The organism is Serinicoccus chungangensis, from assembly GCF_001483745.1.
Classification (GTDB): domain Bacteria; phylum Actinomycetota; class Actinomycetes; order Actinomycetales; family Dermatophilaceae; genus Ornithinicoccus; species Ornithinicoccus chungangensis_A.
In genome coordinates this window covers 128,716-155,109 of record NZ_LQBL01000032.1, presented here as the reverse complement: position 1 = coordinate 155,109, position 26,394 = coordinate 128,716, and the positions used below count along the sequence as shown (strand labels likewise).

The 26,394-nt window shown below is 72.7% G+C and carries 24 protein-coding genes and 1 tRNA gene; 17 read left to right on the top strand and 8 right to left on the bottom strand.

What is annotated here, in order from left to right:
• Positions 1-47: 47 nt before the first annotated feature.
• Genes rbfA through AVL62_RS14920 form a run of 5 tightly spaced genes read left to right on the top strand, consistent with a single transcriptional unit; the run spans position 48 to position 5,412 of the window.
• Positions 48-500: a 30S ribosome-binding factor RbfA gene (gene rbfA / locus AVL62_RS14940; RefSeq protein ID WP_058892441.1), complete on the top strand. Its 453-nt coding sequence runs from the start codon at positions 48-50 to the stop codon at positions 498-500.
• Positions 497-1,420 carry a tRNA pseudouridine(55) synthase TruB gene (gene truB / locus AVL62_RS14935; RefSeq protein ID WP_058892440.1) on the top strand — a complete coding sequence of 308 codons (924 nt, stop codon included), beginning with the start codon at positions 497-499 and terminating at the stop codon, positions 1,418-1,420. Before rbfA ends, truB begins: the two co-directional genes overlap by 4 nt.
• 10 nt (positions 1,421-1,430) lie before the next feature.
• On the top strand, positions 1,431-2,396 hold the full coding sequence (locus AVL62_RS14930; protein ID WP_058892566.1) for a bifunctional riboflavin kinase/FAD synthetase: 966 nt from the start codon (positions 1,431-1,433) through the stop codon (positions 2,394-2,396).
• A 7-nt stretch (positions 2,397-2,403) separates the two neighbouring features.
• Entirely contained in the window at positions 2,404-3,540 is a 1,137-nt protein-coding gene (gene rodA / locus AVL62_RS14925) for a rod shape-determining protein RodA (RefSeq protein ID WP_058892439.1), read from the top strand.
• Between the two features lie 33 nt (positions 3,541-3,573).
• Complete coding sequence (locus tag AVL62_RS14920) at positions 3,574-5,412, top strand: AMP-dependent synthetase/ligase (protein ID WP_058892438.1); 1,839 nt, start codon at positions 3,574-3,576, stop codon at positions 5,410-5,412.
• A 60-nt stretch (positions 5,413-5,472) separates the two neighbouring features.
• Here the strand turns inward: AVL62_RS14920 and xylB are convergent, their stop codons facing one another.
• The 5 genes from xylB to AVL62_RS14895 form a co-directional block, all read right to left on the bottom strand.
• Positions 5,473-6,888, bottom strand: a complete 1,416-nt coding sequence (gene xylB, locus AVL62_RS14915; RefSeq protein ID WP_058892437.1) for a xylulokinase — start codon at positions 6,886-6,888, stop codon at positions 5,473-5,475.
• On the bottom strand, positions 6,875-8,371 hold the full coding sequence (locus tag AVL62_RS14910; protein WP_058892436.1) for a mannitol dehydrogenase family protein: 1,497 nt from the start codon (positions 8,369-8,371) through the stop codon (positions 6,875-6,877). Before AVL62_RS14910 ends, xylB begins: the two co-directional genes overlap by 14 nt.
• A 17-nt stretch (positions 8,372-8,388) precedes the next feature.
• Positions 8,389-9,183 (bottom strand): carbohydrate ABC transporter permease, encoded by a 795-nt coding sequence (locus AVL62_RS14905; RefSeq protein ID WP_058892565.1) that lies wholly within the window; start codon positions 9,181-9,183, stop codon positions 8,389-8,391.
• A 101-nt stretch (positions 9,184-9,284) separates the two neighbouring features.
• Positions 9,285-10,259 carry a carbohydrate ABC transporter permease gene (locus tag AVL62_RS14900; protein WP_058892435.1) on the bottom strand — a complete coding sequence of 325 codons (975 nt, stop codon included), beginning with the start codon at positions 10,257-10,259 and terminating at the stop codon, positions 9,285-9,287.
• A complete protein-coding gene (locus tag AVL62_RS14895) occupies positions 10,256-11,632 on the bottom strand; it encodes an ABC transporter substrate-binding protein (RefSeq protein ID WP_058892434.1) in 1,377 nt (458 codons plus the stop codon). The genes AVL62_RS14900 and AVL62_RS14895 overlap by 4 nt, the downstream gene beginning before the upstream one ends.
• 123 nt (positions 11,633-11,755) lie before the next feature.
• Between AVL62_RS14895 and AVL62_RS14890 the strand changes: the two genes are divergently transcribed.
• Positions 11,756-12,754, top strand: coding sequence for a sugar-binding transcriptional regulator (locus AVL62_RS14890; RefSeq protein WP_083518996.1), 999 nt, complete (start codon positions 11,756-11,758; stop codon positions 12,752-12,754).
• 13 nt (positions 12,755-12,767) lie between these two features.
• On the opposite strand, the gene AVL62_RS14885 is transcribed toward AVL62_RS14890, so the two are convergent.
• The 3 genes from AVL62_RS14885 to serC form a co-directional block, all read right to left on the bottom strand.
• Positions 12,768-13,967 (bottom strand): MFS transporter, encoded by a 1,200-nt coding sequence (locus AVL62_RS14885; RefSeq protein ID WP_268793656.1) that lies wholly within the window; start codon positions 13,965-13,967, stop codon positions 12,768-12,770.
• Between the two features lie 173 nt (positions 13,968-14,140).
• Positions 14,141-15,331, bottom strand: a complete 1,191-nt coding sequence (locus AVL62_RS14880; protein WP_058892431.1) for a phosphoglycerate dehydrogenase — start codon at positions 15,329-15,331, stop codon at positions 14,141-14,143.
• Between the two features lie 12 nt (positions 15,332-15,343).
• Positions 15,344-16,429: a 3-phosphoserine/phosphohydroxythreonine transaminase gene (gene serC, locus AVL62_RS14875; RefSeq protein WP_201023290.1), complete on the bottom strand. Its 1,086-nt coding sequence runs from the start codon at positions 16,427-16,429 to the stop codon at positions 15,344-15,346.
• A gap of 406 nt (positions 16,430-16,835) precedes the next feature.
• Between serC and AVL62_RS14870 the strand changes: the two genes are divergently transcribed.
• The 11 genes from AVL62_RS14870 (at position 16,836) to AVL62_RS14820 (ending at position 26,379) form a co-directional block, all read left to right on the top strand.
• A complete protein-coding gene (locus AVL62_RS14870; protein WP_083518994.1) occupies positions 16,836-19,433 on the top strand; it encodes an Rne/Rng family ribonuclease in 2,598 nt (865 codons plus the stop codon).
• Between the two features lie 161 nt (positions 19,434-19,594).
• A complete protein-coding gene (rplU, locus tag AVL62_RS14865; protein ID WP_058892430.1) occupies positions 19,595-19,909 on the top strand; it encodes a 50S ribosomal protein L21 in 315 nt (104 codons plus the stop codon).
• Between the two features lie 30 nt (positions 19,910-19,939).
• Positions 19,940-20,209 (top strand): 50S ribosomal protein L27, encoded by a 270-nt coding sequence (rpmA, locus tag AVL62_RS14860; RefSeq protein WP_058892429.1) that lies wholly within the window; start codon positions 19,940-19,942, stop codon positions 20,207-20,209.
• A gap of 122 nt (positions 20,210-20,331) precedes the next feature.
• Positions 20,332-21,837 (top strand): GTPase ObgE, encoded by a 1,506-nt coding sequence (gene obgE, locus AVL62_RS14855; RefSeq protein WP_058892428.1) that lies wholly within the window; start codon positions 20,332-20,334, stop codon positions 21,835-21,837.
• 58 nt (positions 21,838-21,895) lie between these two features.
• Positions 21,896-23,020: a glutamate 5-kinase gene (proB, locus tag AVL62_RS14850; RefSeq protein ID WP_058892427.1), complete on the top strand. Its 1,125-nt coding sequence runs from the start codon at positions 21,896-21,898 to the stop codon at positions 23,018-23,020.
• A 53-nt stretch (positions 23,021-23,073) separates the two neighbouring features.
• Positions 23,074-24,354, top strand: a complete 1,281-nt coding sequence (locus AVL62_RS14845) for a glutamate-5-semialdehyde dehydrogenase (protein WP_058892563.1) — start codon at positions 23,074-23,076, stop codon at positions 24,352-24,354.
• A gap of 41 nt (positions 24,355-24,395) precedes the next feature.
• Positions 24,396-24,620, top strand: coding sequence for a hypothetical protein (locus AVL62_RS17375; RefSeq protein WP_058892426.1), 225 nt, complete (start codon positions 24,396-24,398; stop codon positions 24,618-24,620).
• The gene (gene nadD, locus AVL62_RS14835) at positions 24,620-25,204 is read left to right on the top strand and encodes a nicotinate-nucleotide adenylyltransferase (RefSeq protein ID WP_268793654.1); all 585 of its coding nucleotides are present in this window, start codon (positions 24,620-24,622) and stop codon (positions 25,202-25,204) included. Before AVL62_RS17375 ends, nadD begins: the two co-directional genes overlap by 1 nt.
• Positions 25,205-25,588, top strand: coding sequence for a ribosome silencing factor (gene rsfS / locus AVL62_RS14830; RefSeq protein WP_058892424.1), 384 nt, complete (start codon positions 25,205-25,207; stop codon positions 25,586-25,588). It begins immediately after the preceding gene.
• An 8-nt stretch (positions 25,589-25,596) separates the two neighbouring features.
• Positions 25,597-26,244: a histidine phosphatase family protein gene (locus AVL62_RS14825; protein WP_058892423.1), complete on the top strand. Its 648-nt coding sequence runs from the start codon at positions 25,597-25,599 to the stop codon at positions 26,242-26,244.
• A gap of 62 nt (positions 26,245-26,306) precedes the next feature.
• Positions 26,307-26,379 (top strand) — tRNA-Ala (locus tag AVL62_RS14820).
• Positions 26,380-26,394: the final 15 nt, after the last annotated feature.

The window sequence follows — 26,394 nt, the reverse complement described above, 5'->3', positions numbered from 1 at the left end:
CCCCCGCCCCCCGGCCGGGGGAGGCACGACAGCCAGAGGAGGACGAGATGGCAGACCAGGCACGCGCGCGGCGGATCGCCGAGCGGACCAAGCAGCTGGTGACCCAGGGACTGTCGCAGGTGGTCAAGGACGAGAGGGTCGGCTTCGTGACGATCACGGACGTCCGGGTCACCGGCGACCTCCAGCACGCCAGCGTCTTCTACACGGTGCTGGGCAGCGACGAGGACCGGGAGGTGGCGGGGGAGATCCTGCAGACCTACCGCGGCCGGCTGCGCAGCTTCGTCGGCAAGGGGCTGGGCATCCGCCTCACGCCGACCCTGGAGTTCATCCTCGACGCGCTGCCCGAGGACGCCCAGCACATGGACGACCTGCTCCAGCAGGTGGCGCGGCGCGACGCCGAGCTCGCCGCCGGACGTCAGGCGTCGGGCTACGCGGGCGAGGCGGACCCCTACCGCAAGCCCCGGGCCGTCGAGGAGGACCAGGGGTCCTCCGGAGCATGAGCGCTGCGCCGCGGGCGCCCTTCGTGGGTGACGGCCTGCTCGTCGTGGACAAGCCCGCCGGGTGGACCAGCCACGACGTCGTCGCCCGGGCCCGTCGGCTGTGCGGGACCCGCAGGGTCGGCCACGCCGGCACGCTGGACCCGATGGCCACCGGGGTGCTCGTCCTGGGGGTGGGCCGGGGCACCAAGCTGCTGACCTTCCTCGTGGGCAGCGACAAGGCCTACACCGCCACCGTGCGGCTCGGGCAGGCCACCCTCACCGACGACGCCGAGGGCGAGGTGGTCTCCACGGCGGACGCGTCGGACCTGTCCCAGGAGCAGATCGCCGTCGCGGTGCGCGACCTCACGGGCGACCTGCAGCAGGTCCCCAGCGCCGTCAGCGCCATCAAGGTCCGGGGCGAGCGCTCCTACGCCCGGGTGCGGGCCGGCGAGGACGTGCAGCTGGCCGCCCGGCCGGTCCGGGTCGCCCGCTTCGAGGTGATGCACGTCCGCCCGGAGGGCCTGACCGTGGACCTCGACGTCGAGGTCGAGGTCTCCTCGGGAACCTACGTCCGTGCCCTCGCCCGCGACCTCGGTGCCGCCCTCGGGGTCGGCGGCCACCTGACCGCTCTGCGACGCACCCGGGTGGGTGGGCTACGGGTCGAGGCGGCCAGTGCGCTGGAGGCCCTGGCCGAGGACGGGGCGGTGGCCCGCCAGCTCGTCCCGCTGGCCGAGGCCGCCCGCGCCACGCTCACCACCCGGTCGCTCGACGACGCCGAGGCCCGAGCCCTCGGCCACGGTCGGCGCATACCCTCCGAGCAGCCCGGACGCAGCGAACCGGTGGCGGCCTTCGCGCCCGACGGGCACCTGGTGGCGGTGCTCGACGAGTCGCGGGACGAGGCGCGGGCGCACGTGGTCCTGGCCCCCGCCGGGTCCGGTTAGAGTGACGCCCGTGCATCGCTGGACCAGCGTGGAGGACCTCCCCGACGACCTCGGCCCGACGGTGGCGACCCTCGGCAACTTCGACGGCGTCCACCTCGGCCACCAGGCCGTGCTGCGCACCGTCACCGACCTGGCGCGGGAGCGCGGCGTGGCGTCGGTCGCCGTGACCTTCGACCCGCACCCGGTCGCCGTGCTGCACCCGGAGCGGGCGCCCCGGGAGATCGTCGGGCTGGAGCACCGTCTGCAGCTGCTGGAGGAGGCGGGCCTCGACGGGGTGGTCGTCATCGAGTTCACCCGGGAGTACGCCCGGCTGCTGCCGGAGGACTTCGTCGTCGAGACCTTCGTCGACGGCCTGCGGGCCGAGGTGGTCGTGGTGGGCCAGGACACGAGGTTCGGGCTGCACAACTCCGGGGACGTCGCCACCATGCGGCAGCTGGGTGAGGTGCACGGATTCGAGGTGGTCGTGCAGCACACCGCCGGTGCCCTGGCGGACGGTCGACGCACCTGGTCCTCGACCGCGCTGCGTCAGGCCATCGCCGACGGGGACATGACCCTGGCCGCCCAGATCACCGACCGTCTCCACCGGGTCTCCGGGACGGTGGTGCACGGCCACCACCGCGGCCGTCAGCTCGGCTACCCCACGGCCAACCTGGGCCCCGACCGGGTCGGCATGGTGCCGGCGGACGGCGTCTACGCGGGGTGGCTGGAGCGGCCCGGTGCCGCCGCCGACGACCCCGACCGCCGCCTGCCGGCAGCGATCTCCGTCGGGACCAACCCCACCTTCGACGACGTCGAGGAGCGCACGGTCGAGGCCTACGTGCTGGACCGCACCGACCTCGACCTCTACGGCGAGCTCGTCTGCGTCGACTTCCTGGCCCGCCTCCGGGGCAACGTCCGGTTCGGCTCCGTGGAGGAGCTCACCGAGCAGATGGCGCACGACGTGGACCGGAGCCGCGCCCTGCTCGCGGAGGACTGACCCCTCCGTGCGGGAGCGCTACCTCCGCACGGACTGGGCCCCCTTCGTGGCCGGGCTGGGGCTCAGCCTCGTGGGTGCCGTCCTCATCTGGTCGGCGACCCACGAGTGGGCGGGCACGGCCCTGGCGGTGCGTCACCTGGTCAACACGGTCGTCGGCGTCGTCGTGGGCCTGGCGGTCGTCGCGCTGGACGTGCGCTGGCTGCGCGCCGCGGCGCCCTGGGTCTACCTCGCCGGGCTGTCGGGTCTCGTGCTGGTGCTCACGCCGGTGGGGCAGACAGTCAACGGGTCACGGTCCTGGTTGTTCCTGCCCGGTGGCTTCTCCCTCCAGCCCGCCGAGCTCGCCAAGATCGGCCTGGTGGTCGGGCTGGCGATGATCCTGGCCGAGGGCCGGGACCCCTACCGTCGACCGGGGTGGCGTGAGGTGATCCCGGCCTGGGTGCTGGCGGCCGTGCCGATCGGTCTCATCATGCTGCAGCCCGACCTCGGCAGCGGTCTCGTGCTGGGGGTCCTCACCCTCGTCGTGGTCGCGACCTCCGGCGCCTCGTGGCGGTGGAGCGCGGCCGCCGCCGCGGCGGTGTGTGCCGCGGTCGTCGCGGCCATCCGCGTCCCGCTGCTGGACCCCTACCAGGTGGACCGTCTGCTGGCCTTCCGCGACCCGGGTCTGGACCCCGAGGGTATCGGCTACCAGACGCGGCAGGCCCGGCTCGCGATCGGCTCCGGAGGGTGGTCGGGCACCGGTCTGGGCGAGGGGCCCCAGACGCAGGGTGGCTTCATCCCCTTCCAGTACACCGACTTCATCTTCACCGTGGCCGGGGAGGAGCTGGGCTTCGTCGGTGCGGTCGGCCTGCTGGTGCTGCTCGGCTTCCTCGTCGTCCGAGGGCTGGTGGTGGCGCTGCGGTGCGAGGAGCCCTTCGGACGACTGCTCGCGGTCGGGGTCTCGTCGTGGTTCGGGTTCCAGATCTTCGAGAACGTCGGGATGAACCTCGGGCTCATGCCGGTCACCGGGCTGCCGCTGCCGTTCCTGTCCTACGGCGGGTCCTCGATGCTGGCCTGCTGGGTGGCCCTGGGGCTCCTGGCCTGCGCCAGCGGGCGGTACCGGGCGGCGCGCCCGTCTTGGCGGCCCCGGTCGAACCTGCCAAGATGAGCATCCGCAGGACCAAACGACTGAGGAGTTGCCGTGGCCCGTCTCATCGATGAGCAGCCAGATCTCGCCCTGATCGAGAACCGTGTCCCGAGCGTCGGGCACCTCTTCCGGGACCGGGTCGCCGCGACGCCGGACGCCGACGCCTTCCTCTACCCGGACGGGGATGCGTGGCCGACCCTCAGCTGGGCCCAGGCCGGCGAGCGTGCCTACGCCCTCGCCGCCGGTCTCGTCGAGCTCGGGGTGCAGCCGGAGGAGCGGGTGGCCCTGTCGTGCTCGACCCGCATCGAGTGGGTCCTGGTCGACCTGGCGGTGATGTGCGCGGGGGCGGCCACGACGACCATCTACCCGACCACCCTGTCCCAGGACGTCGCCTTCATCATCACCGACTCCGGCAGCCGGGTGGTCGTGGCCGAGGACGACGAGCAGGTGGCCAAGGTGCTGGAGCACCGGGCCGAGCTCGGTGCCGTGCTCAAGATCGTCGTCATCGACGGGTCGGGTGACGGCGGCGACATCATCACCCTGGCCGAGCTGGAGGAGCTCGGTCGGCGCCGGCTGGAGTCCGAGCCGGGGGTGGTCGACGCGCGCATCGACGCGCTCACCCCGGAGCACCTCGCGACGATCATCTACACCTCCGGGACCACCGGGCGGCCGAAGGGAGTCCGGCTGCCGCACTCCGCGTGGACCTACGAGGGTGCCGGGGTGGACGCCGTCCACCTGCTCGGGCCGGACGACCTCCAGTACCTCTGGTTGCCGCTCGCCCACGTCTTCGGCAAGTGCCTGCTGGTCCTGCCCCTCCAGATGGGCTTCCCGACCGCCGTGGACGGCCGGGTGGACCAGATCGTGGCGAACCTCGCCGTCGTCCGGCCGACCTTCATGGGCGCCGCCCCGCGCATCTTCGAGAAGGCCTACGGCCGGATCACCACCATGATGGCCGACGAGGGTGGCGTGAAGCAGAAGCTCTTCACCTGGGCCTCCGGGGTGGGCCAGGAGGTCGCCGAGATCCGTGCCTCCGGCGGTGAGCCGGCCGGCCTGCTCAAGGCCAAGCACGCGGTCGCCGACAAGCTCGTGCTGTCCAAGATCCGGGAGCGCTTCGGCGGTCGGATCCGGTTCTTCATCTCCGGCTCCGCCGCGCTCAACCACGACATCGCCCGGTGGTTCGACGCGATGGGGCTGACGATCATCGAGGGCTACGGTCTCACCGAGTCCAGCGCCGCCTCGATCGTCAACCGGCCGCGCCCGGGGGTCAACAAGATCGGCACCGTGGGCTGGCCCCTGCCGGGGACCGAGGTGCGGATCGCCGACGACGGGGAACTGCTCATGCGCGGCCCCGGTGTCATGACCGGCTACCACCAGAACGACGAGGCGACGGCGGAGGCGCTGCAGGACGGCTGGCTCGCGACGGGCGACATCGCGGAGATCGACGAGGACGGCTACGTCCGCATCACCGACCGCAAGAAGGACCTGTTCAAGACCTCCGGCGGCAAGTACGTCGCCCCCTCACGCATCGAGTCCCTGTTCAAGGGCATCTGCCCCTACGCCAGCCAGCTCATCGTCGAGGGCGACGGCCGCAACTTCGTGTCCGCGCTCATCACGCTCGACCACGACGCCATCACCGCCTGGGCCGCCAAGAACGGTATGGCCGGGGACAGCTACGCGCAGATCGTCACCTCCTCGGCCGCACGGGAGATGGTGCAGCGGCACGTGGACCAGCTCAACCAGCAGCTCGCCCGGCACGAGCAGGTCAAGCAGTTCCACATCCTCGACCACGACCTGTCCATCGAGGACGGGGACCTCACGCCGAGCATGAAGCTCAAGCGGCGTGCGGTCACCGCGAAGTACAAGGACGAGCTGGACGCCTTCTACACCGGCTGACCCGGGACGTCGGACGCGGCCCGGGCGCCGCAGCCGACCCCTGAGGGGGCGGTCGGACGGTCAGCCGTGGACGGTCCGGACCAGCTCGCGGTAGCGGCCGACGACCTCCGTAGCGCGCTCCGAGGGCCTGGCCTCCAGCCGTGCCGACGTGGGTACCGGCCAGTCCGGCAGCTCCCCGCCCCGCAAGGTCCACGCCGCCTGCCGGGCGGCCCCGAGGGCGACGTACTCCCCGGCCGCCGGGACGACGACCGGCACCCCCAGCAGGTCTGCCGCGATCTCGCGGACCGCCCGGGAGGCGACCGCCCCGCCGATGAGGTGGATCCGCTCCACGGCGACACCCTCCCGGGCCAGCGAGTCGACCCCGGCCCCCACGCCGAGCACCATGCCCTCGACCATGGCGCGGGCCAGGTTGGCCGGCGTGAGGTTGTCACGGGTGAGGCCGGACAGGGTGCCCGTCGCATCGGGCAGGTTCGGTGTCCGCTCACCGTCGAGGTAGGGCAGCAGCGTGAGCCCACCGGCGCCCAGCTCCGCCTGGAGGGCGAGGTCCTCCAGGCCGGCGAGGTCGGTGCCCAGGGCGTGCGCCCCGGCGCTCAGCACGCGGGCGGCGTTCAGGGTGCACACCAGGGGCAGGAAGGTGCCGGTCGCATCGGCGTAGGACGCCACCTCACCGGTCGCGTCGTGGCTAGGGGAGTCGTGCCGGGCGAAGGCGGTGCCGCTCGTGCCGAGCGACATGACGACGTCACCGGGCCGGAGCCCGAGACCGAGGGCCGCCGCGGCGTTGTCGCCCGTGCCCGGCCCCAGCACCATGCCGGAGGCGGTCCGCCCCGCCTCCTCGTGCGCCCCCAGCACCTCCGGCAGCTCCAGGTCCCGGTCGACCGCCAGCCGCAGCAGGTCCCGGTCGTAGTCACCCGAGGCGGCGTCGAAGTACCCCGTGCCCGAGGCGTCCCCCCGGTCGGTCACCCAGCCCTCGTCCCGGCCGCCGTGGCGGCGCAGGATCTGTCCGGTGAGCCAGTCGTGGGGGAGCACGCACGTGCGGGCCCGGGCGAACACGTCGGGCTCCTGCTCGGCGCTCCAGCGCAGCTTGCTGACGGTGATGGCCGCGAGGGGCACGACGCCCACCCGGTCGGCCCACGCCTCGGCGCCCCCGAGCTCGTCCACGAGCGACCGGGCGGCGTGCGCCGAGCGGGTGTCGTTCCACAGCAGGGCCGGCCGCACGACGGCGTCGTCCTCGTCGAGCAGGACCATCCCGTGCTGCTGCCCGCCCACGGACAGGGCGGCGACGTCGTCGAGGAGACCGTCGGCGGTGGCCTCCTCGAAGGCGTCCCACCAGTGCTGCGGGTCGACCTCCGTGCCCGAGGGGTGCGAGCCGCGCCCCTCGCGGACCACCTCTCCGGTGTCGGCGTCGCAGACGACGACCTTGCAGGACTGCGTCGAGGTGTCGACGCCGGCGACGAGGGTGCGGTCAGCTCCAGTCATGGTCCTCCAGGGTGGTCCGTGCACCCACCTCGTGCAACCGCTGGAGGAAGTGGCGGTAGGCCGAAGCGAACCGCTCGTCGTGGCGCAGGTCGCCGAAGAAGGTCTCGTCCTCGAGGAACGCCAGCGGCTCCTCGTCCTGCCGGGCGGCCGCGGCCATGACCCGGTCGCGGTGCCGGTCGACGACCTCGATGGGCTCGCCCTGCTCGTCCACGCCCTCGGCATACCGCGCCCAGGACGCGACGACGAGGGCCGACCGGTCGATGGACCCGCCGTGCTCCAGGTTGTGCCGGATGACCGGCACCAGCCACTTCGGTATGCGGTCGCTGCTCTCGGCGCAGAGGCGGGCGAGGGTGTCGCGCACCTCGGGGTTGGCGAAGCGCTCGACCAACGTGCGCCGGTAGTCGGCGAGGTCGACGTCCGGCACCTCCGGGAGGGTGGGGGACCCCTCGTGCTCCATGTAGCCGAGCAGGAACTCCTCGAAGAGCGGGTCCTGGGCGACCTCGTGGGCGTAGCGGTAGCCGGCGAGGTAGCCGAGGTAGCACAGCGCCTGGTGGCTGGCGTTGAGCAGCCGCAGCTTCATGAGCTCGTAGGGGACGACGTCGTCGACGACCTGGACCCCGACCTCCTCGAAGGCGGGTCGGCCGGTCGGGAAGTGGTCCTCGAGGACCCACTGGGTGAATGGCTCGCAGACCACCGGCCAGGCGTCCTCGACCCCGAAGCGCTCGGCGAGGGCGTCGATGTCCCCCTGGCTGGTGACCGGGGTGATCCGGTCGACCATCGAGTTGGGGAACGACACGTGCTCGTCGATCCAGTCGGCGAGCCCCGCACCGGTGCGGTGCTCGTCCTGCATCCGCGCGAAGGAGGTGATCATCTGCCCGGCCACGTCCCCGTTGCCGGGCAGGTTGTCGCAGGACATGACGGTGAACGGCTCGTCCCCGGCCTCCCTACGGCGACGCAGGGCCTCGGTGATGAAGCCGAAGGCGCTGCGCGGTGCCTGCCGGGGCTCGGCGATGTCCGCCTGCAGGGACTCGTCGGCCGGGTCGAACTCGCCGGTGACCTGGTTGACGTGGTAGCCGCCCTCGGTGATGGTCAGGCTGACGATCCGCACGTCCGGGTCGGTCATCCGGGCGAGGACCGCCTCGGGGTCGTCCGGGGCGAAGAGGTAGGCCGACATCGCCCCGAGGACGCGGGGCTCGAGGGCGCCGTCGGGGTGCTTGACCACGAGGGTGTAGAGGCAGTCCTGGGCCGCCATCGCGTCGCGCATCCGGGCGTCCCCGGGCATGGTGCCGACCCCGACGACCGACCAGCCCAGGTGCTCCTCGGGCGACTCGTTCATCAGCCGGTCGAGGTACATCGCCTCGTGCGCGCGGTGGAAGCCGCCGACGCCGAAGTGCACGATGCCGGGCTTCAGGGCGGACCGGTCGTAGGTCGGGCGTGCCACGTCCTCGGGCAGCCCCGGCAGGGTCTCCTCGCTGAGCTTCATGGTCGGTATTCTCCCGGTCACTTGACGGCGCCCATCGACAGGCCCTGCACCAGCTTGTCCTGGGCCGCGAAACCGGCCGCGAGGACCGGCAGCGAGACGACGAAGGACGCGGCGCAGACCTTGGCGAGGAAGAGTCCCTGGCTGGTGACGAAGCCGGTGAGGAAGACCGGTGCGGTGCTCGCCACCGTGCTCGTCAGGACGCGGGCCAGGAGCAGCTCGTTCCAGCTGAAGATGAAGCAGATGAGGGCGGCCGAGGCGATGCCGGGCATGACGACCGGGGCCACGACCTGGCGCAGGGTGGTGAGCAGCCCGGCACCGTCGACCTGGGCCGCCTCGAGCATCTCGACGGGCACCTCGGCGAGGAAGGACTGCAGCATCCACACCGCGATCGGCATGTTCATGGAGGTGTAGAGGATGATGAGCAGCCAGATGTTGTCCAGCAGGTTGGTGGCCTGCGCGAACAGGTAGATCGGCAGGATGCCGGCCACGATCGGCAGCATCTTGGTGGAGAGGAAGAAGAAGAGCACGTCGGTCCACTTCTTCACCGGCCGGATCGACAGCGCGTATGCCGCGGGGAAGGCCAGCAGGATGACCAGGACCGTGGACACCACGCTCGCCGTCATCGAGTTGAGCAGCGGCGGCCACGGGCCGGCGGCGAAGAACGTCCGGTAGCCCTCCAGGCTGACCGGCGCGAACAGCACCGGGGGATTGCTGGCGGCGTCGGTCTCGGCGCGGAAGGACACCAGAACCATCCAGAGCACGGGGAAGAAGAAGAGGATCCCCACGACCCAGGCGAGGACGGTGAGCAGCATCCCGCGGCGCGGGGGCCTGGCCTGGACGAAGGTGCGTCCCCCCACCTTCTGGGTCGTGGTCGCGGGGGTGGTGCTGTCCCCCCTGGTCGGGGCGGTGGTGCTCATCGGCCCTCCTCCTTGAAGATCGCGAACGCCGTGCGCAGGGCGAACATCGCGACGACGAGGGTGCCGACCACCGTCACGACGCCTGCCGCCGACGCCCGGCCGTAGTCCTGGGCGGTGTAGAAGGTCTGGTAGATGAAGTAGGGGAGGTTGGCGGTGCCGGTCGCGCCCGCGGTGATGGTGAAGACGTGGTCGAAGTTCTGGACGACGTAGATCGTCCCCAGCAGCGTGCTGAGCTCGATGTACTGCCGCAGGTGCGGCAGCGTCATGCTCGTGAAGATCCGGAACTCGGACGCGCCGTCGATCCGCGCCGCCTCCACGACGTCCAGCGGCCGGCTCTGCAGCCCGGCCAGGAGGATGAGCATCATGAACGGCGTCCACTGCCAGACCAGCGCCGCGACGAGCGCCGGCAGCGGCATCGAGCCCACCCAGTCCGGCTGGGGGGCGTCCTCTCCGAGCACGAGCGTGAGCAGACCGTTGAAGAGGCCGTACTCGGGGTTGTAGAGCGCGTGCTTCCACAGCAGGGCGGCCGCGACCGGGACCACGAGGAAGGGCGCGATCATCATCGTGCGCACGATGCCCTGGCCCCGGAACTTGCGGTCCAGGAGCAGCGCGATCGCGAGCCCGAGCACGAGGCTGATGAGGACCGTCGACACGGTGATGAGGATGGTGACGAACACCGCCGAGCGGGCGTTGACGTCGGTGAACACCCGGGCGAAGTTGGAGAACCCCGCGAACCCGCGCTCGTCGGGGTAGTAGGCGTTCCAGTTCATGAACGAGATGATGATCGTGCCCAGGAACGGCAGCTGGGTCATGACGATGACGAAGATGAGCGCCGGCAGCAGCGGGATCCGGCGCTGCCAGGAGTCGGACCTGGTCTGCCGTCGTCGCGGCGGTGGGGTCGCGCCGGCCCGACCCTGCTCGGGGTTCGGACCCGCGGTGCCCCGCTCGGACGTGTCGGTGCTGCTGCTCATTGCTGGGCCGCCCTCTCCTCGTAGCGCTCGGCGATGTCCTCGGCGACCCGCTGGCCGCGGGCGAGCGCCTCGTCGACGCTCATGCGACCGGCGATGGCCGCGCTGATGTCCTGGCTCACCTGGGTGCCCAGGTCGGGGAACTCGGGTATGCCGACGAACTGCACCCCGATCGCCGGTCGGGGCTGCACGCCCGGGTTCTCCGGATCGGCCGACTCGATGGCCGCCCGGGTCGCCTCGGCGAACGGCCCGGCCTCGGCGAGGTAGTCCTCGTTGTCGTAGGTCGACGAGCGCTTGCCCGCCGGGACCCTCGACCAGCCGAGCTCCTCGCCGACGAGCTCCTCGTACTCGGTGCCGGAGGCCCACGAGACGAACTCCCAGGCGTTGTCCTGCTTCTCGCTGGCGTCCTGGATCGCCCAGGACCAGGCATACAGCCAGCCGGAGCTGTCGGTCTCCATGACCGGTGCCGGCGCGTAGCCGATCTTGCCCTGGACCGGGGACCCGGGGGCCTCGAGGGACCCGGCGGCCGACGTGGCGTCGTACCACATGGCGGAGTTGCCCTGCTGCAGGTTGTTGAGACACTCCACGAAGCCGGACGCGGGGGCGCCGTTCTGGCCGTGCTCGCGGACGAGGTCGACGTAGAAGTCGACCGCCTCGGTGAACTCCGGCGCGTCGACCCGGGGGGTCATGTCCTCCTCGAACCAGGTGCCGCCGAAGGTGTTGACGACCGTGGTGAGCGGCGCCATGACCTGGCCCCAGCCGGGCTGGCCCCGCAGGCAGATACCGCTCATGCCGGGCTCGGCGCCGTCGACCTGCGCCGCGATGTCGGCGACCTCGGGCCAGGTGGGCTGCTCGGGCATCTGCACCCCCTCGGCCTCGAGGACGTCCTGGCGGTACATGAGGAAGGAGGACTCGCCGTAGAAGGGGATGCCGTAGGGCACGTCGTCCACCGACAGGGAGGTGCGCATCGGCTCGAGGATGTCGTCGTAGGCGAACTCCTCGTCCTGCGCGATGAACCCGTCCAGCGGAGCCACCCAGCCGGCCCGGGCGTAGATCGGGATCTCGAAGTTGGAGAGGGAGGCGACGTCGTACTGGCCGGCCTGGCTGGTGAACTCCTGGCTGATCTTGTCACGCACGTCGTTCTCCGGGAGCACGGTGAAGTTGACGCTGATCCCCGTCTGCTGCGTGAAGTGCTCGGCCGTGAGGTTCTGCAGGTCCACCATCTGCGGGTTGTTGACCATGAGGACGTCGATGGAGTCCGGGCCGCCGCCGCCCACGCCACCCCCTCCCCATCCGGCGCAGCCCGTCGCCACGAGGGCCACGCACGTCGAGCTGATGACGACCAGCGTCCTCGCTGGTCCGGTCTTCCTGGGCACGGGCCGCCTCCTCGTCGAGTATGCTCATCCGAGCGCAGGGACGCGCACACATGAGTAGAATCAGTGAAGCCCTCGTCACCGTGCTTGTCAAGGACGTGCGCCACCCGCGTCCGACCCGGGAGAATGGTCCTCCCGTCCCGTCCGCCGACCCCCGGGTCGCACACCAGCAGGAGGTTCCTCGTGGCCGTCCGGGAGGAGCGTGACCTGGCGCTGGCCGTCGCCGTCGCCCGGCGGCACTACGAGCAGCACCAGGCCAAGACCGACATCGCCGAGGCGCTCGGCATCAGCCGCTTCAAGGTGGCGCGCCTGCTCGACCTCGCGCACGAGGCCGGGGTCGTGCGCATCGAGATCGTCGAGCCGGACGCCCGCGACGGAAGGCTCAGCGAGGACCTGCGCGCACGGTTCTCGCTCGAGCACGTGCTGGTGGCCCCCATCTCCTCCACGGCGCCCGACGTCCGGGCCGAGCTGGGCCGGGCCGCGGCCGGCCTGCTCGGCCGGGTCCTGCGCCCGGACGACGTCCTGGGGCTGCCGTGGAGCCGCGCGGTGCACGACATGGTCTACGCGCTGGAGGCACTGCCGCCCGTCGAGATCGTGCAGCTCAGCGGTGCCCTGGTGGGCATCAGCGAGGACTCCAGCTCGGTGGACCTGGTGCGCCGGGCCGGGCGCATGTCCGGGGGAGGGCGCCGGATGTTCTTCGCCCCGCTCGTCATGCCGGACGCGGCCGCCGCCGAGGCGGTGCGGCGGGACCCGGCGGTGAGCGGGACGCTGGCGGCCGCCGACCAGGTGACCGTCGCCGTGGTCGGGGTGGGCGCGTGGGCGCCGGGGCAGTCCACGATCTACGACGCCGTCGACGAGGACTGCCGACAGCGGGTGTCCGAGGCCGGCGTCGTCGGCGAGGCCGTGGGCGCCTGCTTCGACGCGCGGGGCGAGCTGGTGCGGACGTGCCTCTCGGAGCGCCTCATCGCGCTGTCGCCCGACCAGCTGCGCGGCATCGACCGGGTGGTCGCCGTCGCCCACGGGGAGGGCAAGGTCGAGGCCCTGCGCGCCGCGATGACCGGCGACCTCATCAACGGCCTGGTCACCACCTACGACACGGCTCAGGCCCTGCTGGGCCGGGCCTGAGCCCCGCGGGCGGTCACCCCCTGGTGCCGTCGTCGGCGGCGGGGTCCGCCGTCGCGCCGGGCGGCATGCGCCGGGCCGCGAGGGCTGCCGGGACCGCCAGGACGAGGGCGGCCCCGGCCACCACCGGGGTGAGCTCGAGACGCAGGGTGAGCACCCCCACCGTCGCGAGCGTCACGAGGAAGCCGAGCTCGCCGGCGACGCCCGCCACCGAGGTGACGGTGGAGCGGGCGCGGCTGGTCTGTCCGATCGCGTGCTGCAGACGCGCGTCCCCCGCCACGTAGAGGCTGCTGGCCAGCGCGTACCCCAGGCCCAGCGACCCTGCTCCCAGCCATCCGGACCCCGCGGCGCCGAGCGCCAGGAGCGCCCCGGCGAGCAGGACCAGCGCGGCGTGGGGCCCGCCGGTCAGCCGGGCGACCCGGTCGCTGAGCGCGGTGCCCACCGCCTCCAGCAGGACGATGCCGGCCATGACGACGGCCACGCGGCCCACCGAGGACCCGTCGTCGGCGAGCAGCAGGGGGAAGTACTCGTCGAACCCGACGAGGGTGACGACGGCGGCATACCCGAGCAGGACCCGACGCACGGGTCCGGCGCTGCGCGCCTGCGCGACCCCCTCGCGCAGCGTGGACACCCAGCCGTGCGGCGTGCGGTGCGCCGGGTCGGCGTCGGGCGCGGGGTCGACGGCCCGCGGGGAGGTCTCGTGGGCCGGTGCGGGCGACCCCGGGGGACCGGGTGCGCCGCACACCGGCGGCGGCAGCAGCAGGGTCACCCCGACGTGGAGGACCGCGACGCCGACGCTGACCGCGCCCACCAGGGGGTAGCCGCCCACCTGGTGCAGCGGGGCGGCCGCCGCGACGGCGACGGCCATGAGCACCAGGGCGACGCTCTCCGCCCTGGCCTTGACCCGCGCGTAGTGGCCGCTCCGGCGGCGCGCCGAGAGCTGCTCGAAGAGGTAGGCCTCCCAGGTCCCCGAGTGCAGCGCGTCCGAGCACGACCACAGGACGAACCCGAGGAGGAAGCCCCAGAACCCCGGCCACAGCATCCAGGTGGCGAACGCCGCGACGTAGACGACGCCCGAGGCCACGAGCACGCGACGCCGGTCGAGCAGGTCCGCCCAGGCGCCGGAGGGGATCTCCAGCAGGAAGGCGCTCAGCGACCAGACGGCGAGCAGCACCGAGATCTGGGCGGTGCCGAGGCCGCGGTCGGCGAAGAGCAGGGCGTAGACGCCGAAGAGCGGGATCGCCTCGTGCGTGGCACGGTAGGCGACCGCCAGCCCGGAGATCGAGGCTCAACCCTCGCCGGACGGGAACCGGGTGTGCGACATACCGGCCAGCCTAGCGCTGGACCGGCCGCCGCCGGCCAGCCTAGCGCTGGACCGGCCGCCGCCGGTCAGTCGATCTTGCGGGCCCGGATGATGCCCTCGATGGCCAGGATCGAGTCCTTGAGGTCGTCCTGGACCTCGCCCTCGACGTCGACCAGGGTGTAGGCGACCTCGCCCTTGGACTTGTTGGTGAACTCGGCGACGTTGAGCCCGGCCTCGGCGAGCGTGGCGGTGATCTGACCGATCATGTTGGGCTTGTTCTCGTTGAAGATGCCCAGCCGGGTGGTGCCGGGGGTGCGCGCCATGACGACCTCGGGGAAGTTCACCGAGTTCCGGATGTTGCCGTGCAGCAGGTAGTCCGAGAGCTGGTCGGCGGCCATGACCGCGCAGTTGTCCTCGGCCTCGCCGGTGGAGGCGCCGAGGTGGGGCAGCGCGATGACCTTGGGGTGCACCGACCCGGCCTCGCTCGGGAAGTCGTTGACGTAGGCGTGCAGGTGCCCCGAGTCCAGGGCCTCGAGCACGGCCGCCTCGTCCACGACCCCGCCGCGGGCGAAGTTGAGGACCACGCCACCGGCCGGCATCGTCGCGATGCGCTCGGCGTCGACCAGACCCTTGGTCGCCTCGATGAGCGGCACGTGCAGGGTGATCATGTCGGACCGCGCGAACAGCTCCTCGACGCTGGTCACCTGCTCGATGTTGGGGGAGAGCTGCCACGCGCGCTCGACCGTGATGGCGGGGTCGTAGCCGAGCACCCTGAGGCCCAGTGACTGCGCCGCGTTGGCGACGAGCACGCCGATCGCGCCGAGGCCGATGACGCCCAGCGTCCGACCGGGGAGCTCGTAGCCCGCGAACTGCTTCTTGCCGGCCTCCACCTGCTGGTCCAGGTCGGCGCCGGTGAGCGACCGCTCGGCGACCAGCCCCCGGGTGTAGTCGGCGGCGTGGTAGAGGTTGCGCGCCGCGAGCAGCATGCCCGCGATGACGAGCTCCTTGACCGCGTTGGCGTTGGCGCCCGGGGTGTTGAAGACCGGGATGCCGCGCGCCGCCATGGCGTCCACCGGGATGTTGTTGGTGCCGGCGCCGGCGCGGGCGACGGCGTACAACGACTCGGGGATCTCGGCGGAGTGCAGGTCGGCCGAGCGCAGGAGGATCCCCCGGGGCTGCGCGATGTCGGTGCCGATGTCGAAGACGTCCCGGTCGAGCCGCTGCAGGCCGATGGGGGAGATCGCGTTGAGGGTCTGGATGGCGTAGGTCTGGCTCATGGGTGTGGTGTCTCAGCCGTTCTGCTGCTCGAAGTCGGTCATGAAGTCCACGAGGGCCTGGACGCCCTCGATCGGCATGGCGTTGTAGATGCTGGCCCGCATCCCGCCCACGCTGCGGTGCCCCGCGAGCCCGGAGAGCCCGGCCTCGGCGGCGGCCGCCACGAAGGGCTTCTCGAGGGCGCTGTCGGGCACGAGGAAGGGCACGTTCATCCAGGAACGGGCCGCCGGCTGGACGGGGTTGGAGTAGAAGTCCGAGGCCTCGATGGCGCCGTAGAGCAGGTCGGCCTTGGCCTGGTTGCGGCGCGCCATCTCCGCCACGCCCCCCTGCTGCTCGACCCACTCCAGGACCAGCCCGACGAGGTACCACGCCAGGGTGGGCGGGGTGTTCAGCATGGAGTCGGCGTCGGCCATGGCCTTCCAGTCCAGGGCCGCGGGGACCTCGGGGCGGGCCCGGTCCAGCAGGTCCCGGCGGACGACGACGACGCAGATGCCGGCGGGTCCGAGGTTCTTCTGGGCACCCGCGTAGATGACCCCGAAGCGGGAGACGTCCAGCGGGCGCGACAGGATCGTCGAGCTGGCGTCGGTGACCACCGGGACCTCCCCGGCGTCCGGGACGTAGGGGAACTCCACCCCCCCGATCGTCTCGTTCATCGTGTAGTGCAGGTAGGCGGCGTCCGCCGGCACCTCGAGGGAGCCCTGCTCCGGCACCGTGGAGTAGTTCGACTCCTTCTCGTCCGCCAGCACCCGCACGTCCACGTACTTGCGGCCCTCGGCGACGGCCTTGGCCGACCAGGACCCGGTGTTCAGGTATGCCGCGGGGGCGCCGGGGGAGGCGAGGTTGAGCGGCACGGCGGAGAACTGACCGGTCGCCCCTCCCTGGAGGAAGAGCACCGCGTAGTCGTCCGGCACCGACAGCAGGTCGCGCATCCGGCGCTCGGCCTGCGCGGCGATGGAGACGAACTCGCCGCTGCGGTGGGACATCTCCATGACGGACATCCCGGAGCCGCGCCAGTCGGTGAGCTCGGACTGGGCGCGTTCGAGGACCTCGAGCGGCATGGTGGCTGGACCGGCTGAGAAGTTGAAGACTCGCACGGGCATCTACCGTACCGTCAACCTCGGGCTCTCCCGCCCACGGGGCGACGCCGGTGGCGGGGTGCCGGCGATCCGCAGGACGCCGGTCCGTCGGTGCCGCGCGGGGAGGTGGGTGTGCGATACTGCCAAGCGGTCGGACGACGCCCCACAGCGTCGTGCGGCCCGGCACGAGCCCCTGTGGTGCGCCTCGCCAGGTCAGCACGCAGGTCGTGGACGCGATGACGAGCACCGCGCCCGGAGCCCGTGCCGCGCCGGAACCGGTGCCGCGCGATCGCGCGAGCCGCAGCCGGTGACACTGGACGACTTCCGTCGCGGCCGGCCGGTCACGACGACACCGCACCCGCGTCGCGCGGGAGGGAGGCCCCCCGGGCCTGGTTGTGGACCGCAGCCGCGCGACCTGGAAGGACACCACGTGTCTGACGAACGCACGCCCGCAGGCCCCGCCGACGAGCAGCCCTCGCCCGAGCAGGTCGCCGAGGACCCGGGCACCGGGGCCGAGGTCACCGAGCACGAGCAGCCGGTGACCGAGGACCCGGACGGCGAGGAGGAGACGCGCCCCGACGGCGAGGAGGAGACGCAGAGCGCCGAGGACGACGACGTGCCGGCTCCGGCCGCCACGCCCTCCTTCGGCCTGGTCTTCCAGGCCCCGGACCTGACGGACCTCCCGCCACGCCGCTCGCGCCGGGCCACCTCGGCCTCGACCGCACCGGCGCCGGCGCCGGAGAGCGAGCCCGACCCGACTCCCGACGACGCGCCCGCGGCCCAGGACGGCGAGGACGACGACGACAACGGCGGGCGCGGACGTCGGCGTCGCCGCCGTGGCGGCAAGGGGCGGCGCTCCCGCACCGGCGACGACGGTGCGGCCGAGCAGCAGTCCGTCGACCAGCCCGAGGAGGAGGCGGCCGGGTCGACGGCGCCGGACAAGCCCTCCGGCTCCTCCCGGCGCCGCCGCGGAGGGGGAGGGTCCGGGGCCAAGGGCTCCGTGAGCACCCAGGGCGAGCAGAAGGGCGAGGACGCCCAGGGTGGCCAGGGCGAGGAGCAGCCCGACGCGAAGGAGTCCGAGGGCGACGCGTCCGGGGGCACCAAGCGGCGGCGTCGCCGGTCGCGCAGCGGCAGCGAGCGGTCCGCCAAGGACGAGGTCTCCTCGGTCAAGGGGTCCACCCGGCTGGAGGCCAAGCGCCAGCGCCGGCGCGAGGGCCGGGAGGCCGGCCGGCGCCGCACGATCATCACCGAGGCCGAGTTCCTCGCCCGGCGCGAGAGCGTCGAGCGGGTCATGGTGGTCCGCGGACTCGAGGACCGCACCCAGATCGCCGTCCTGGAGGACGGGGTGCCGGTCGAGCACTACGTCTCACGCTCCGCGCAGTCCACCATGGTGGGCAACGTCTACCTGGGTCGGGTGCAGAACGTCCTGCCCAGCATGGAGGCCGCCTTCGTCGACATCGGCAAGGGCCGCAACGCGGTGCTCTACGCGGGGGAGGTCAACTGGGACGCGGCCGGGCTCGAGGGCAACCAGCCCAAGCGCATCGAGAACGCCCTCAAGTCGGGGGAGTCGGTCCTCGTCCAGGTCACCAAGGACCCGATCGGCCACAAGGGGGCGCGGCTCACCTCTCAGGTCTCGCTGCCCGGCCGCTACCTCGTCTACGTGCCGGGCAACTCGATGACCGGCATCTCCCGCAAGCTGCCGGACACCGAGCGGACCCGGCTGAAGAAGATCCTCAAGGAGGTCGTCCCCGGTGACGCCGGCGTCATCGTGCGCACCGCCGCCGAGGGCGCCTCGGAGGCCGAGCTGCGCGCGGACGTCGAGCGGCTGACCGCGATGTGGGAGCGGATCGAGGCCAAGTCGCGCAGCGCCAACGCGCCCGCGCTGCTCCACGGCGAGGCCGACATGACCGTGCGGGTCATCCGGGACGTCTTCAACGAGGACTTCGCCAAGCTCGTCGTCTCCGGCGACAAGGCGTGGAACGAGGTCAAGCGCTACATCGACGAGGTCGCCCCCGACCTCGCCGACCGCGTCGAGAAGGACACGGGCACCACCGACGTCTTCACGACCTACCGCGTCCACGAGGCCATCGCGAAGGCGATGGACCGCAAGGTGTGGCTGCCCTCGGGCGGCTCGCTGGTCATCGACCGCACCGAGGCGATGACCGTCGTGGACGTCAACACCGGCAAGTTCACCGGCTCCGGCGGCAACCTCGAGGAGACGGTCACCATGAACAACATCGAGGCGGCCGAGGAGATCGTGCGCCAGCTGCGGCTGCGCGACATCGGCGGCATCATCGTCGTCGACTTCATCGACATGGTGCTGGAGAGCAACCGGGACCTGGTCGTCCGGCGGCTGCTGGAGTGCCTGGGCCGCGACCGCACCAAGCACCAGGTGGCGGAGGTGACCTCGCTCGGCCTGGTCCAGATGACCCGCAAGCGGGTCGGGTCCGGTCTCATCGAGGTCTTCTCCGAGAGCTGCACGCACTGCTCGGGCCGGGGTGTGGTCGTGCAGACCGAGCCGGTCGTGCGCAGCGGGGGCGACGACAACGGCGGCAACGGCAACGGCGGCGGCGGCAAGCGCCGCGGCAAGGGCCGGGGCGGCAGCGGTGGCGGCAGCGGTCCCGAGCCCAAGAACGTCCTGCCCACCCCCAACCCCGCGGGCCCGACCCCGGCGCAGATCGCCGCCGCGGCCCACGCCGCCGCGCTGAGCGCGGGGGCGAGCTCGGAGGCGGCCGACGCCGCCGCCGGAGCGGCCGCCCACGAGGTGGCGGACCAGCCCGAGGCCCAGGCCGACACCCCGAGCCCGGAGACGTCCCCCCAGCAGGACGAGGCGACCACCGGGCCGGAGCCCGGCGCCGACGACGTGGTCGCGGCCCCGCCGTCCGCCTCGGAGGCCGTCACGGCCGCCGCGCCGGTGACCGAGACCGCCTCGGCCCCGGCTGCCCCCAAGCGACGCCGCCGCGGACGGGTCGTCGCTCCGGCCGGACCGCCCACGGGCGAGGACGCCGCCGGTCCGGGGACCGACTGAGTTTGGAGGCCGGGCGCCGCGCACGGTAGTCTGGTGCGTCGGTTCGCCCGTCGGTGCGGCGCCGGTCTCGCAGACGACATCCTGGTATGTCGGCTCGGCCGGGTCCCACCACGCAGGGCGCGTCCGAGCCCACCGCGAGAGAAGCAGAAAGCGAGTTCAACGTGTACGCGATCGTCCGTGCTGGCGGCCGCCAGGAGAAGGTCTCCGTCGGCGACGTGCTGACCATCGACAAGGTCGGCGGCAACGCTGCGGCCGGCGACACCGTCGAGCTCGCGCCCGTGCTCCTCGTCGACGGTGACGCCGTGACCACCGACGCCGACGCCCTCGGCAAGGCCACCGTGACCGCCGAGGTCGTGGGTGCCGTCAAGGGCCCCAAGATCGTCATCCAGAAGTACAAGAACAAGACCGGGTACAAGAAGCGGCAGGGCCACCGCCAGCCGCTCACCCAGGTCAAGATCACCGCGATCGACGCCTGAGCGTCACCCGAGCCAAGGAGGAGTCAGCAGATGGCACACAAGAAGGGTGCGTCCTCGACCCGCAACGGTCGTGACTCGAACGCGCAGCGCCTGGGCGTGAAGCGCTTCGGCGGCCAGGTCGTCGGCGCCGGCGAGATCATCGTCCGCCAGCGCGGGACCCACTTCCACCCCGGCGAGGGTGTCGGCCGCGGCGGTGACGACACGCTGTTCGCGCTCGTCCCCGGTGTCGTCGAGTTCGGCGCCAAGCGCGGTCGCAAGACCGTCAACATCGTCGGCCAGAGCGCGACCGTCGACGCCTGAGGCGCGACACCACATACCTGACGAGACGCCGGGTCCGCCCGGCGCACGGCATCGGTGACGCCGGTGGGTCCGACACGACCCGCCGGCGTCGCGGTGTCTGCACCACCTGAGAGGATCTGCCCATGGCCAACTTCGTCGACCGGGTCGTGCTGCACCTGCGGGCCGGCAAGGGTGGCCACGGGGTGGCCTCCGTCCACCGGGAGAAGTTCAAGCCGCTGGGTGGCCCGGACGGCGGCAACGGCGGCCGCGGGGGGGACATCGTGCTGCGGGTGGACGCGCAGGTCACGACGCTCATCGACTACCACCACGGACCCCACCGCAGCGCCCCCAACGGGCGCCCCGGCGAGGGTGACGAGCGCAACGGGGCCCAGGGGGAGGACCTCGTGCTGCCCGTGCCCTCGGGCACCGTCGTCACCACCCGCGGGGGAGAGGTCCTGGCGGACCTGGTCGGGGACGGCACCGAGTTCGTCGCCGCCCGCGGCGGTCGGGGCGGCCTCGGCAACAAGGCCCTGGCCTCGCCGCGGCGCAAGGCGCCCGGCTTCGCGCTGCTGGGGGAGCCGGGCGAGGAGACCGAGGTCGTCCTCGAGCTCAAGACGCTGGCCGACGTGGCGCTCATCGGCTTCCCCTCGGCCGGCAAGTCCTCGCTGGTCAGCGTGCTGTCCGCCGCCAAGCCCAAAATCGCCGACTACCCCTTCACCACGCTGGTGCCCAACCTCGGCGTCGTCACCGCCGGCGGGGAGCGCTTCACCATGGCCGACGTGCCCGGCCTCATCCCGGGGGCGAGCGAGGGCAGGGGTCTGGGGCTGCAGTTCCTGCGGCACGTCGAGCGCTGTCACGTCCTCGTGCACGTCATCGACTGCGCGACCCTGGAGCCGGGCCGGGACCCGCTGACCGACCTGGAGGTCATCGAGGCCGAGCTCGCGGCCTACGTGCCCCACGGCGAGCTCGGCGGCATCCCCCTCGCCGAGCGCGTGCGCGTGGTCGTCCTCAACAAGGCGGACGTCCCCGAGGCGCGGGACCTCGCCGAGATGGTGCGCCCGGACCTGGAGGAGCAGGGGTATGAGGTGCACGTCGTGTCCGCGGTCGCGCACCAGGGCCTCAAGGAGCTGACGTTCGCGCTGGCCGGCCACGTGGCCCGGGCCAGGGCCGAGCAGGTCGACACCGAGCCCGCGCGGGTCGTCATCCGGCCCCGGGCGCTGGACGACCAGGGCTTCACCGTGCGTCGCGAGGGCGGGGGCGAGGAGGAGGTCTTCCGGGTGCTGGGCGAGCGGCCCACGCGCTGGGTGCGGCAGACCGACTTCGCCAACGACGAGGCCGTCGGCTACCTCGCCGACCGGCTCGCCCGCCTCGGCGTCGAGGAGGAGCTGCTCAAGGCGGGCGCGGTGTCCGGCTCGACGGTGCTCATCGGACCCGAGGACGACGCCGTCGTCTTCGACTGGGAGCCGACCATGGCCGGCGGCGCCGAGCTGCTGGGCAGCCGGGGCACGGACCTGCGCCTGGACGACCGCTCCCGGCCGACCCGGGCGGAGCGGCGCGAGGCCTTCCACGACCGCAAGGACGCCGCCAGCGCGGCCCGCGAGGAGCTGCAGGCCGAGCGTCGCGCCGGGCACTGGACCGACGACGACTGAGGCGTCCACGCCGACGCGGATGCATGAGTATGCACGGTCGTGGAATAGTATTCGTCCCATGGCCTCGACCGTCGACCGCAGCGTCATCCGCGACGCGCACCGCATGGTCGTCAAGGTCGGCTCCTCCTCCCTGACCGGGCCGCAGGGCGGCCTCGACGGCTTCCGGCTGCAGGCGCTCGCCAGCAGCCTGGCGAAGGTCTCGCTGGCCGGGACGCAGGTCGTCCTGGTGTCCTCGGGCGCGATCGCCGCGGGCATGGTGCCGCTGGGCCTGGAGCGCAGGCCCAAGGACCTCGCGACCCAGCAGGCCGCCGCGAGCACCGGTCAGGGGGCGCTCATGGCGGCCTACACCCAGGCCTTCACCCTCCACGGGGTCCAGGTGGGTCAGGTGCTGCTGACGGCGGACGACATGCACCGGCGCAGCCACTACGTCAACGCCTCCCGCACCCTCGAGCGCCTGCTGGAGCTGGAGGTGGTGCCCATCATCAACGAGAACGACACGGTGGCCACCGACGAGATCCGCTTCGGCGACAACGACCGGCTCGCCGCCCTCGTCGCCCACCTCGTCGACGCCGACGCCCTGGTGCTGCTGTCCGACGTGGACGCCCTCTACACCGCCCACCCGTCCCGTCCGGGCTCCTCCCGCATCCCCCTCGTGGCCGGGGCCGAGGCGCTCGCCGCCGTCGACGTCAGCAGTGCCGGGTCAAGCGTGGGCACCGGGGGGATGCAGACCAAGGTCACCGCCGCGCAGATGGCCGTCGCCGAGGGCATCCCCGCCCTCGTCACCAGCACCGACCAGGTGCACCAGGCGCTGCGGGGCGAGGACGTCGGCACCCTCTTCACCCCGGTGGGCACCAAGAGCCCGGCGCGGCGTCGGTGGCTGGCGCACGCGACCAGCGCGACCGGCCGGGTGGTCCTCGACGACGGCGCCGTGGAGGCGGTCGTGCGGCGGCGGACCTCGCTGCTCCCGGTGGGCATCACCCGGGTCGAGGGTCGTTTCAGCGCCGGCGACACCGTCGACCTCTGCGACGAGCGGGGCCGCGTCGTGGCCCGCGGGCTCGTCGGCTACGACGCGGCCGAGCTGGGTCCGCTCGTCGGCCGCCGGCTCGTCCGTGACGCAGCGCTGCGCTCCGGTGCGCCGGCACCGCGGCCGGTCGTCCGCCGCGACGACCTCGTCATCCTCTAGCCCACCAGCACGTCATACCGTCACCGGTCCACCGGATCAGGAGGTCCATGAGCATGAGCACCATCGCCCCCCAGGTCGTCGAGCACGTCGCCGAGGTCGCCCGGGCCGCACGCACCGCCGCCCGCCAGCTCGCGCTGCTGACCCGTGCCGAGAAGGACGCCGCCCTGCTGGCGCTCGCGGACGCGGTCGACGCCGGCGCGGACCGGGTCGTGCAGGCCAACGAGGAGGACCTCGAGCGCGGCCGCGCCGCCGGCCTGCCGGAGAACCTGCTGGACCGGCTCACCCTCGACGCGGACCGCACCCGCGCCGTCGCGGACGCCCTGCGCCAGGTCGCCTCGCTGCCCGACCCGGTCGGCGAGGTGGTGCGCGGCTCCACCCTGGCCAACGGGCTGCAGATCCGTCAGGTGCGTGTCCCCATGGGGGTGGTCGGCATGATCTACGAGGCCCGCCCCAACGTCACGGTCGACGCGGCCGGGCTGGGCCTCAAGAGCGGCAACGCGGTCATCCTGCGCGGCGGGTCCGCCGCCGGGTCCACCAACGCCGCCCTCGTCGCCATCCTCCGGGCCGGCCTGGAGGAGCGGGGGATCTCGCCCGACGCCGTCACCCTGCTCTCGGAGGGCGGTCACGACGCCGCACGGGCCCTCATGACCGCCCGGGGGCTCGTCGACCTCGTCATCCCCCGCGGCGGCGCCGGCCTCATCCAGACGGTCGTCACCGAGTCGACGGTGCCGGTCATCGAGACCGGCATCGGCAACTGCCACGTCGTCGTCGACGCCAGCGCCGACCCCGACATGGCGGTCTCGATCGTCACCAACTCCAAGACGCACCGCACCTCGGTGTGCAACGCGGCCGAGTCGCTCCTGGTCCACCGCGACGCCGCCGAGCGGGTGCTGCCCGGTGTCATGGAGCAGCTGGCGGCCGCCGGGGTGACGGTGCACGGCGACGAGGAGATGCGACGGTACGCCGAGGCCGCCGGGGCGGCCTTCCAGCCGATCACCGACGAGGACGACGACACCGAGTTCCTCTCCCTGGACATCTCCGCCCGGGTCGTCGCGGACCTCGACGCCGCCATCGCCCACGTCCAGGAGCACACCAGCGGGCACACCGAGGCCATCGTGACGGCCGACCGCGCGGCCGCCCGCCGGTTCACCGCCGAGGTCGACGCCGCCGCGGTGCTGGTCAACGCCTCCACCCGGTTCACCGACGGCGGGGAGTTCGGCTTCGGCGCCGAGATCGGGATCTCGACCCAGAAGCTGCACGCCCGCGGGCCCATGGCCCTGCCGGAGCTGACGACGACCAAGTGGGTCGTGGAGGGCGACGGCCAGGTCCGCTGAGCCACCCCGGGGAGCACGCGTCTGCAGGTACAGTGGTCCCCATGTCGCCCGCGCTGAGCCTGCACCTCCTCGCCGCCGCCGAGGAAGGCGGACACCACGTCGTCCACGAGCTCCCCTTCCCGCCGATCATGTTCGGTGTCTTCGCCATGCTCGCCTTCCTCCTGCTGCTGGGCTTCCTCTGGACCTTCCGCAACACGCTGGCGCTCGACCCGCACGGGGTGGCCGACGCGCACCACAACCCCGACGTGGGCCGAGACCAGCACTGATGCGGCTCGGAGTGATGGGTGGGACCTTCGACCCCATCCACCACGGTCACCTCGTGGCCGCGAGCGAGGCCGCCCATCTCCTCGGGCTCGACGAGGTGCTCTTCGTCCCCACGGGTCAGCCCTACCGCAAGGACGCGAGCGAGGTGACCGACGCGGAGCACCGCTACCTCATGACCGTCATCGCGACCGCGTCCAACCCCAGCTTCACCGTCAGCCGCGTGGACGTGGACCGCGAGGGCCCCACCTACACCCTGGACACCCTGCGCGACCTGCGGGAGGAGCGTCCGGACGACGAGATCTTCTTCATCACCGGCGCGGACGCGCTGGCCCAGATCCTGTCCTGGAAGGGCGTCTCCCAGCTGTGGGACCTCGCGCACTTCGTCGGGGTCACCCGGCCGGGGCACGTCCTCACGGACGCCGGTCTGCCGGAGGACAAGGTGACCCTCCTGGAGGTCCCGGCCATGGCCATCAGCTCCACCGGGTGCCGTGAGCGCACCGCGCAGGGCGAGCCGGTGTGGTACCTCGTGCCCGACGGCGTCGTCCAGTACATCGGCAAGTACGACCTCTACCGGAAGGACCCCTGAGTGGCAGCCACCCCACGCGCCGTCGAGCTGGCCCAGGCCGCGGCGGCCGCGGCCCAGGACAAGCTGGCCCAGGACGTCGTCGGTCTCGACGTGTCCGGCCAGCTCGCCCTGACCGACGTCTTCGTCATCGCCTCGGCCCCCAACGAGCGACAGGTCGGTGCCGTCGTCGACGCCGTCGAGGAGCGGCTGCTGCAGCTGGGCGCCAAGCCGCTGCGCCGCGAGGGCCAGCACGAGGGACGGTGGGTGCTGCTGGACTTCAGCGACATCGTCGTGCACGTCATGCACGCCGAGGACCGCGAGTTCTACGACCTGGAGCGGCTCTGGAAGGACTGCCCGCACGTGCTGGACGCCGCCGCGGCGCCGGCCACCCCCGACGAGGTCTGAGCAGGGGTATGCGGCGGGTCATCGTCTGGCGGCACGGCGAGACGGCGCACAACGCCGGTGGCGTGTTCCAGGGGCAGCTGGACACCGAGCTCTCGGAGCGGGGCCACGAGCAGGCGCGGCGGGCCGCCCGCGTCCTGGCCGGGCGGGGCGCGCAGCGCCTCGTCTCCTCCGACCTCCGGCGCGCCCGCCAGACCGCCTCCGAGCTCGCTGCGGTGTCCGGGCTCGAGGTCGAGCCCGACGAGCGGCTGCGCGAGATCCACGTCGGCCGCTGGCAGGGCCTGACCCACGCCGAGGTGACCTCCCGCTACCCGCAGGCCCAGCTGGCCCTCGAGCGGGGTGAGGACGTCGTCCGGGGGGAGACGGGGGAGCGGCTGGCCGACGTCGCGGCCCGCACCCTCGCGGCCTTCGAGGACGTCGTCGCCGGGCTGCACGAGCACGGGACCGCGGTGCTGGCCACCCACGGCCTGGCCACCCGGGCGCTGGTCTGCGCGGTGGTCGGCCTCGACGTGGCCCAGGCCTCCCAGGCCCTGGTGGGACTGCGCAACTGCCACTGGGCCGACCTCGTCGAGCACCCCACCGGGTGGCGGCTGGAGAAGTGGAACACCGGCGCCCCGGACGCCGACGCGACCGGCACGATCGCCCACCCCGTGCCGTGAGCAGGGATTTGGCGATTGCCGAACGCGCTGGGTAAAGTGGCGGAGTCCTCACGGGGCGACCCGGGGCTGTGGCGCAGTTGGTAGCGCACCTCCATGGCATGGAGGGGGTCAGGGGTTCGAATCCCCTCAGCTCCACCGAATCAGGGCCGG

What these genes read in the sequence shown, in the direction of transcription:
- AVL62_RS14825 (WP_058892423.1), top strand. Translation starts at nt 25,597, where the DNA reads ATGCGGCGGGTCATCGTCTGGCGGCACGGCGAGACGGCGCACAACGCC.
- proB (WP_058892427.1), top strand. Translation starts at nt 21,896, where the DNA reads ATGGCCTCGACCGTCGACCGCAGCGTCATCCGCGACGCGCACCGCATG.
- AVL62_RS14890 (WP_083518996.1), top strand. Translation starts at nt 11,756, where the DNA reads ATGGTCCTCCCGTCCCGTCCGCCGACCCCCGGGTCGCACACCAGCAGG.
- AVL62_RS14900 (WP_058892435.1), bottom strand. Translation starts at nt 10,259, where the DNA reads ATGAGCAGCAGCACCGACACGTCCGAGCGGGGCACCGCGGGTCCGAAC.
- xylB (WP_058892437.1), bottom strand. Translation starts at nt 6,888, where the DNA reads ATGACTGGAGCTGACCGCACCCTCGTCGCCGGCGTCGACACCTCGACG.
- AVL62_RS17375 (WP_058892426.1), top strand. Translation starts at nt 24,396, where the DNA reads ATGTCGCCCGCGCTGAGCCTGCACCTCCTCGCCGCCGCCGAGGAAGGC.
- rpmA (WP_058892429.1), top strand. Translation starts at nt 19,940, where the DNA reads ATGGCACACAAGAAGGGTGCGTCCTCGACCCGCAACGGTCGTGACTCG.
- nadD (WP_268793654.1), top strand. Translation starts at nt 24,620, where the DNA reads ATGCGGCTCGGAGTGATGGGTGGGACCTTCGACCCCATCCACCACGGT.
- truB (WP_058892440.1), top strand. Translation starts at nt 497, where the DNA reads ATGAGCGCTGCGCCGCGGGCGCCCTTCGTGGGTGACGGCCTGCTCGTC.
- AVL62_RS14880 (WP_058892431.1), bottom strand. Translation starts at nt 15,331, where the DNA reads ATGAGCCAGACCTACGCCATCCAGACCCTCAACGCGATCTCCCCCATC.
- obgE (WP_058892428.1), top strand. Translation starts at nt 20,332, where the DNA reads ATGGCCAACTTCGTCGACCGGGTCGTGCTGCACCTGCGGGCCGGCAAG.
- rbfA (WP_058892441.1), top strand. Translation starts at nt 48, where the DNA reads ATGGCAGACCAGGCACGCGCGCGGCGGATCGCCGAGCGGACCAAGCAG.
- AVL62_RS14845 (WP_058892563.1), top strand. Translation starts at nt 23,074, where the DNA reads ATGAGCACCATCGCCCCCCAGGTCGTCGAGCACGTCGCCGAGGTCGCC.
- AVL62_RS14910 (WP_058892436.1), bottom strand. Translation starts at nt 8,371, where the DNA reads ATGAAGCTCAGCGAGGAGACCCTGCCGGGGCTGCCCGAGGACGTGGCA.
- AVL62_RS14905 (WP_058892565.1), bottom strand. Translation starts at nt 9,183, where the DNA reads ATGCTGCTCACCGTCCTCGCCTGGGTCGTGGGGATCCTCTTCTTCTTC.
- serC (WP_201023290.1), bottom strand. Translation starts at nt 16,429, where the DNA reads ATGCCCGTGCGAGTCTTCAACTTCTCAGCCGGTCCAGCCACCATGCCG.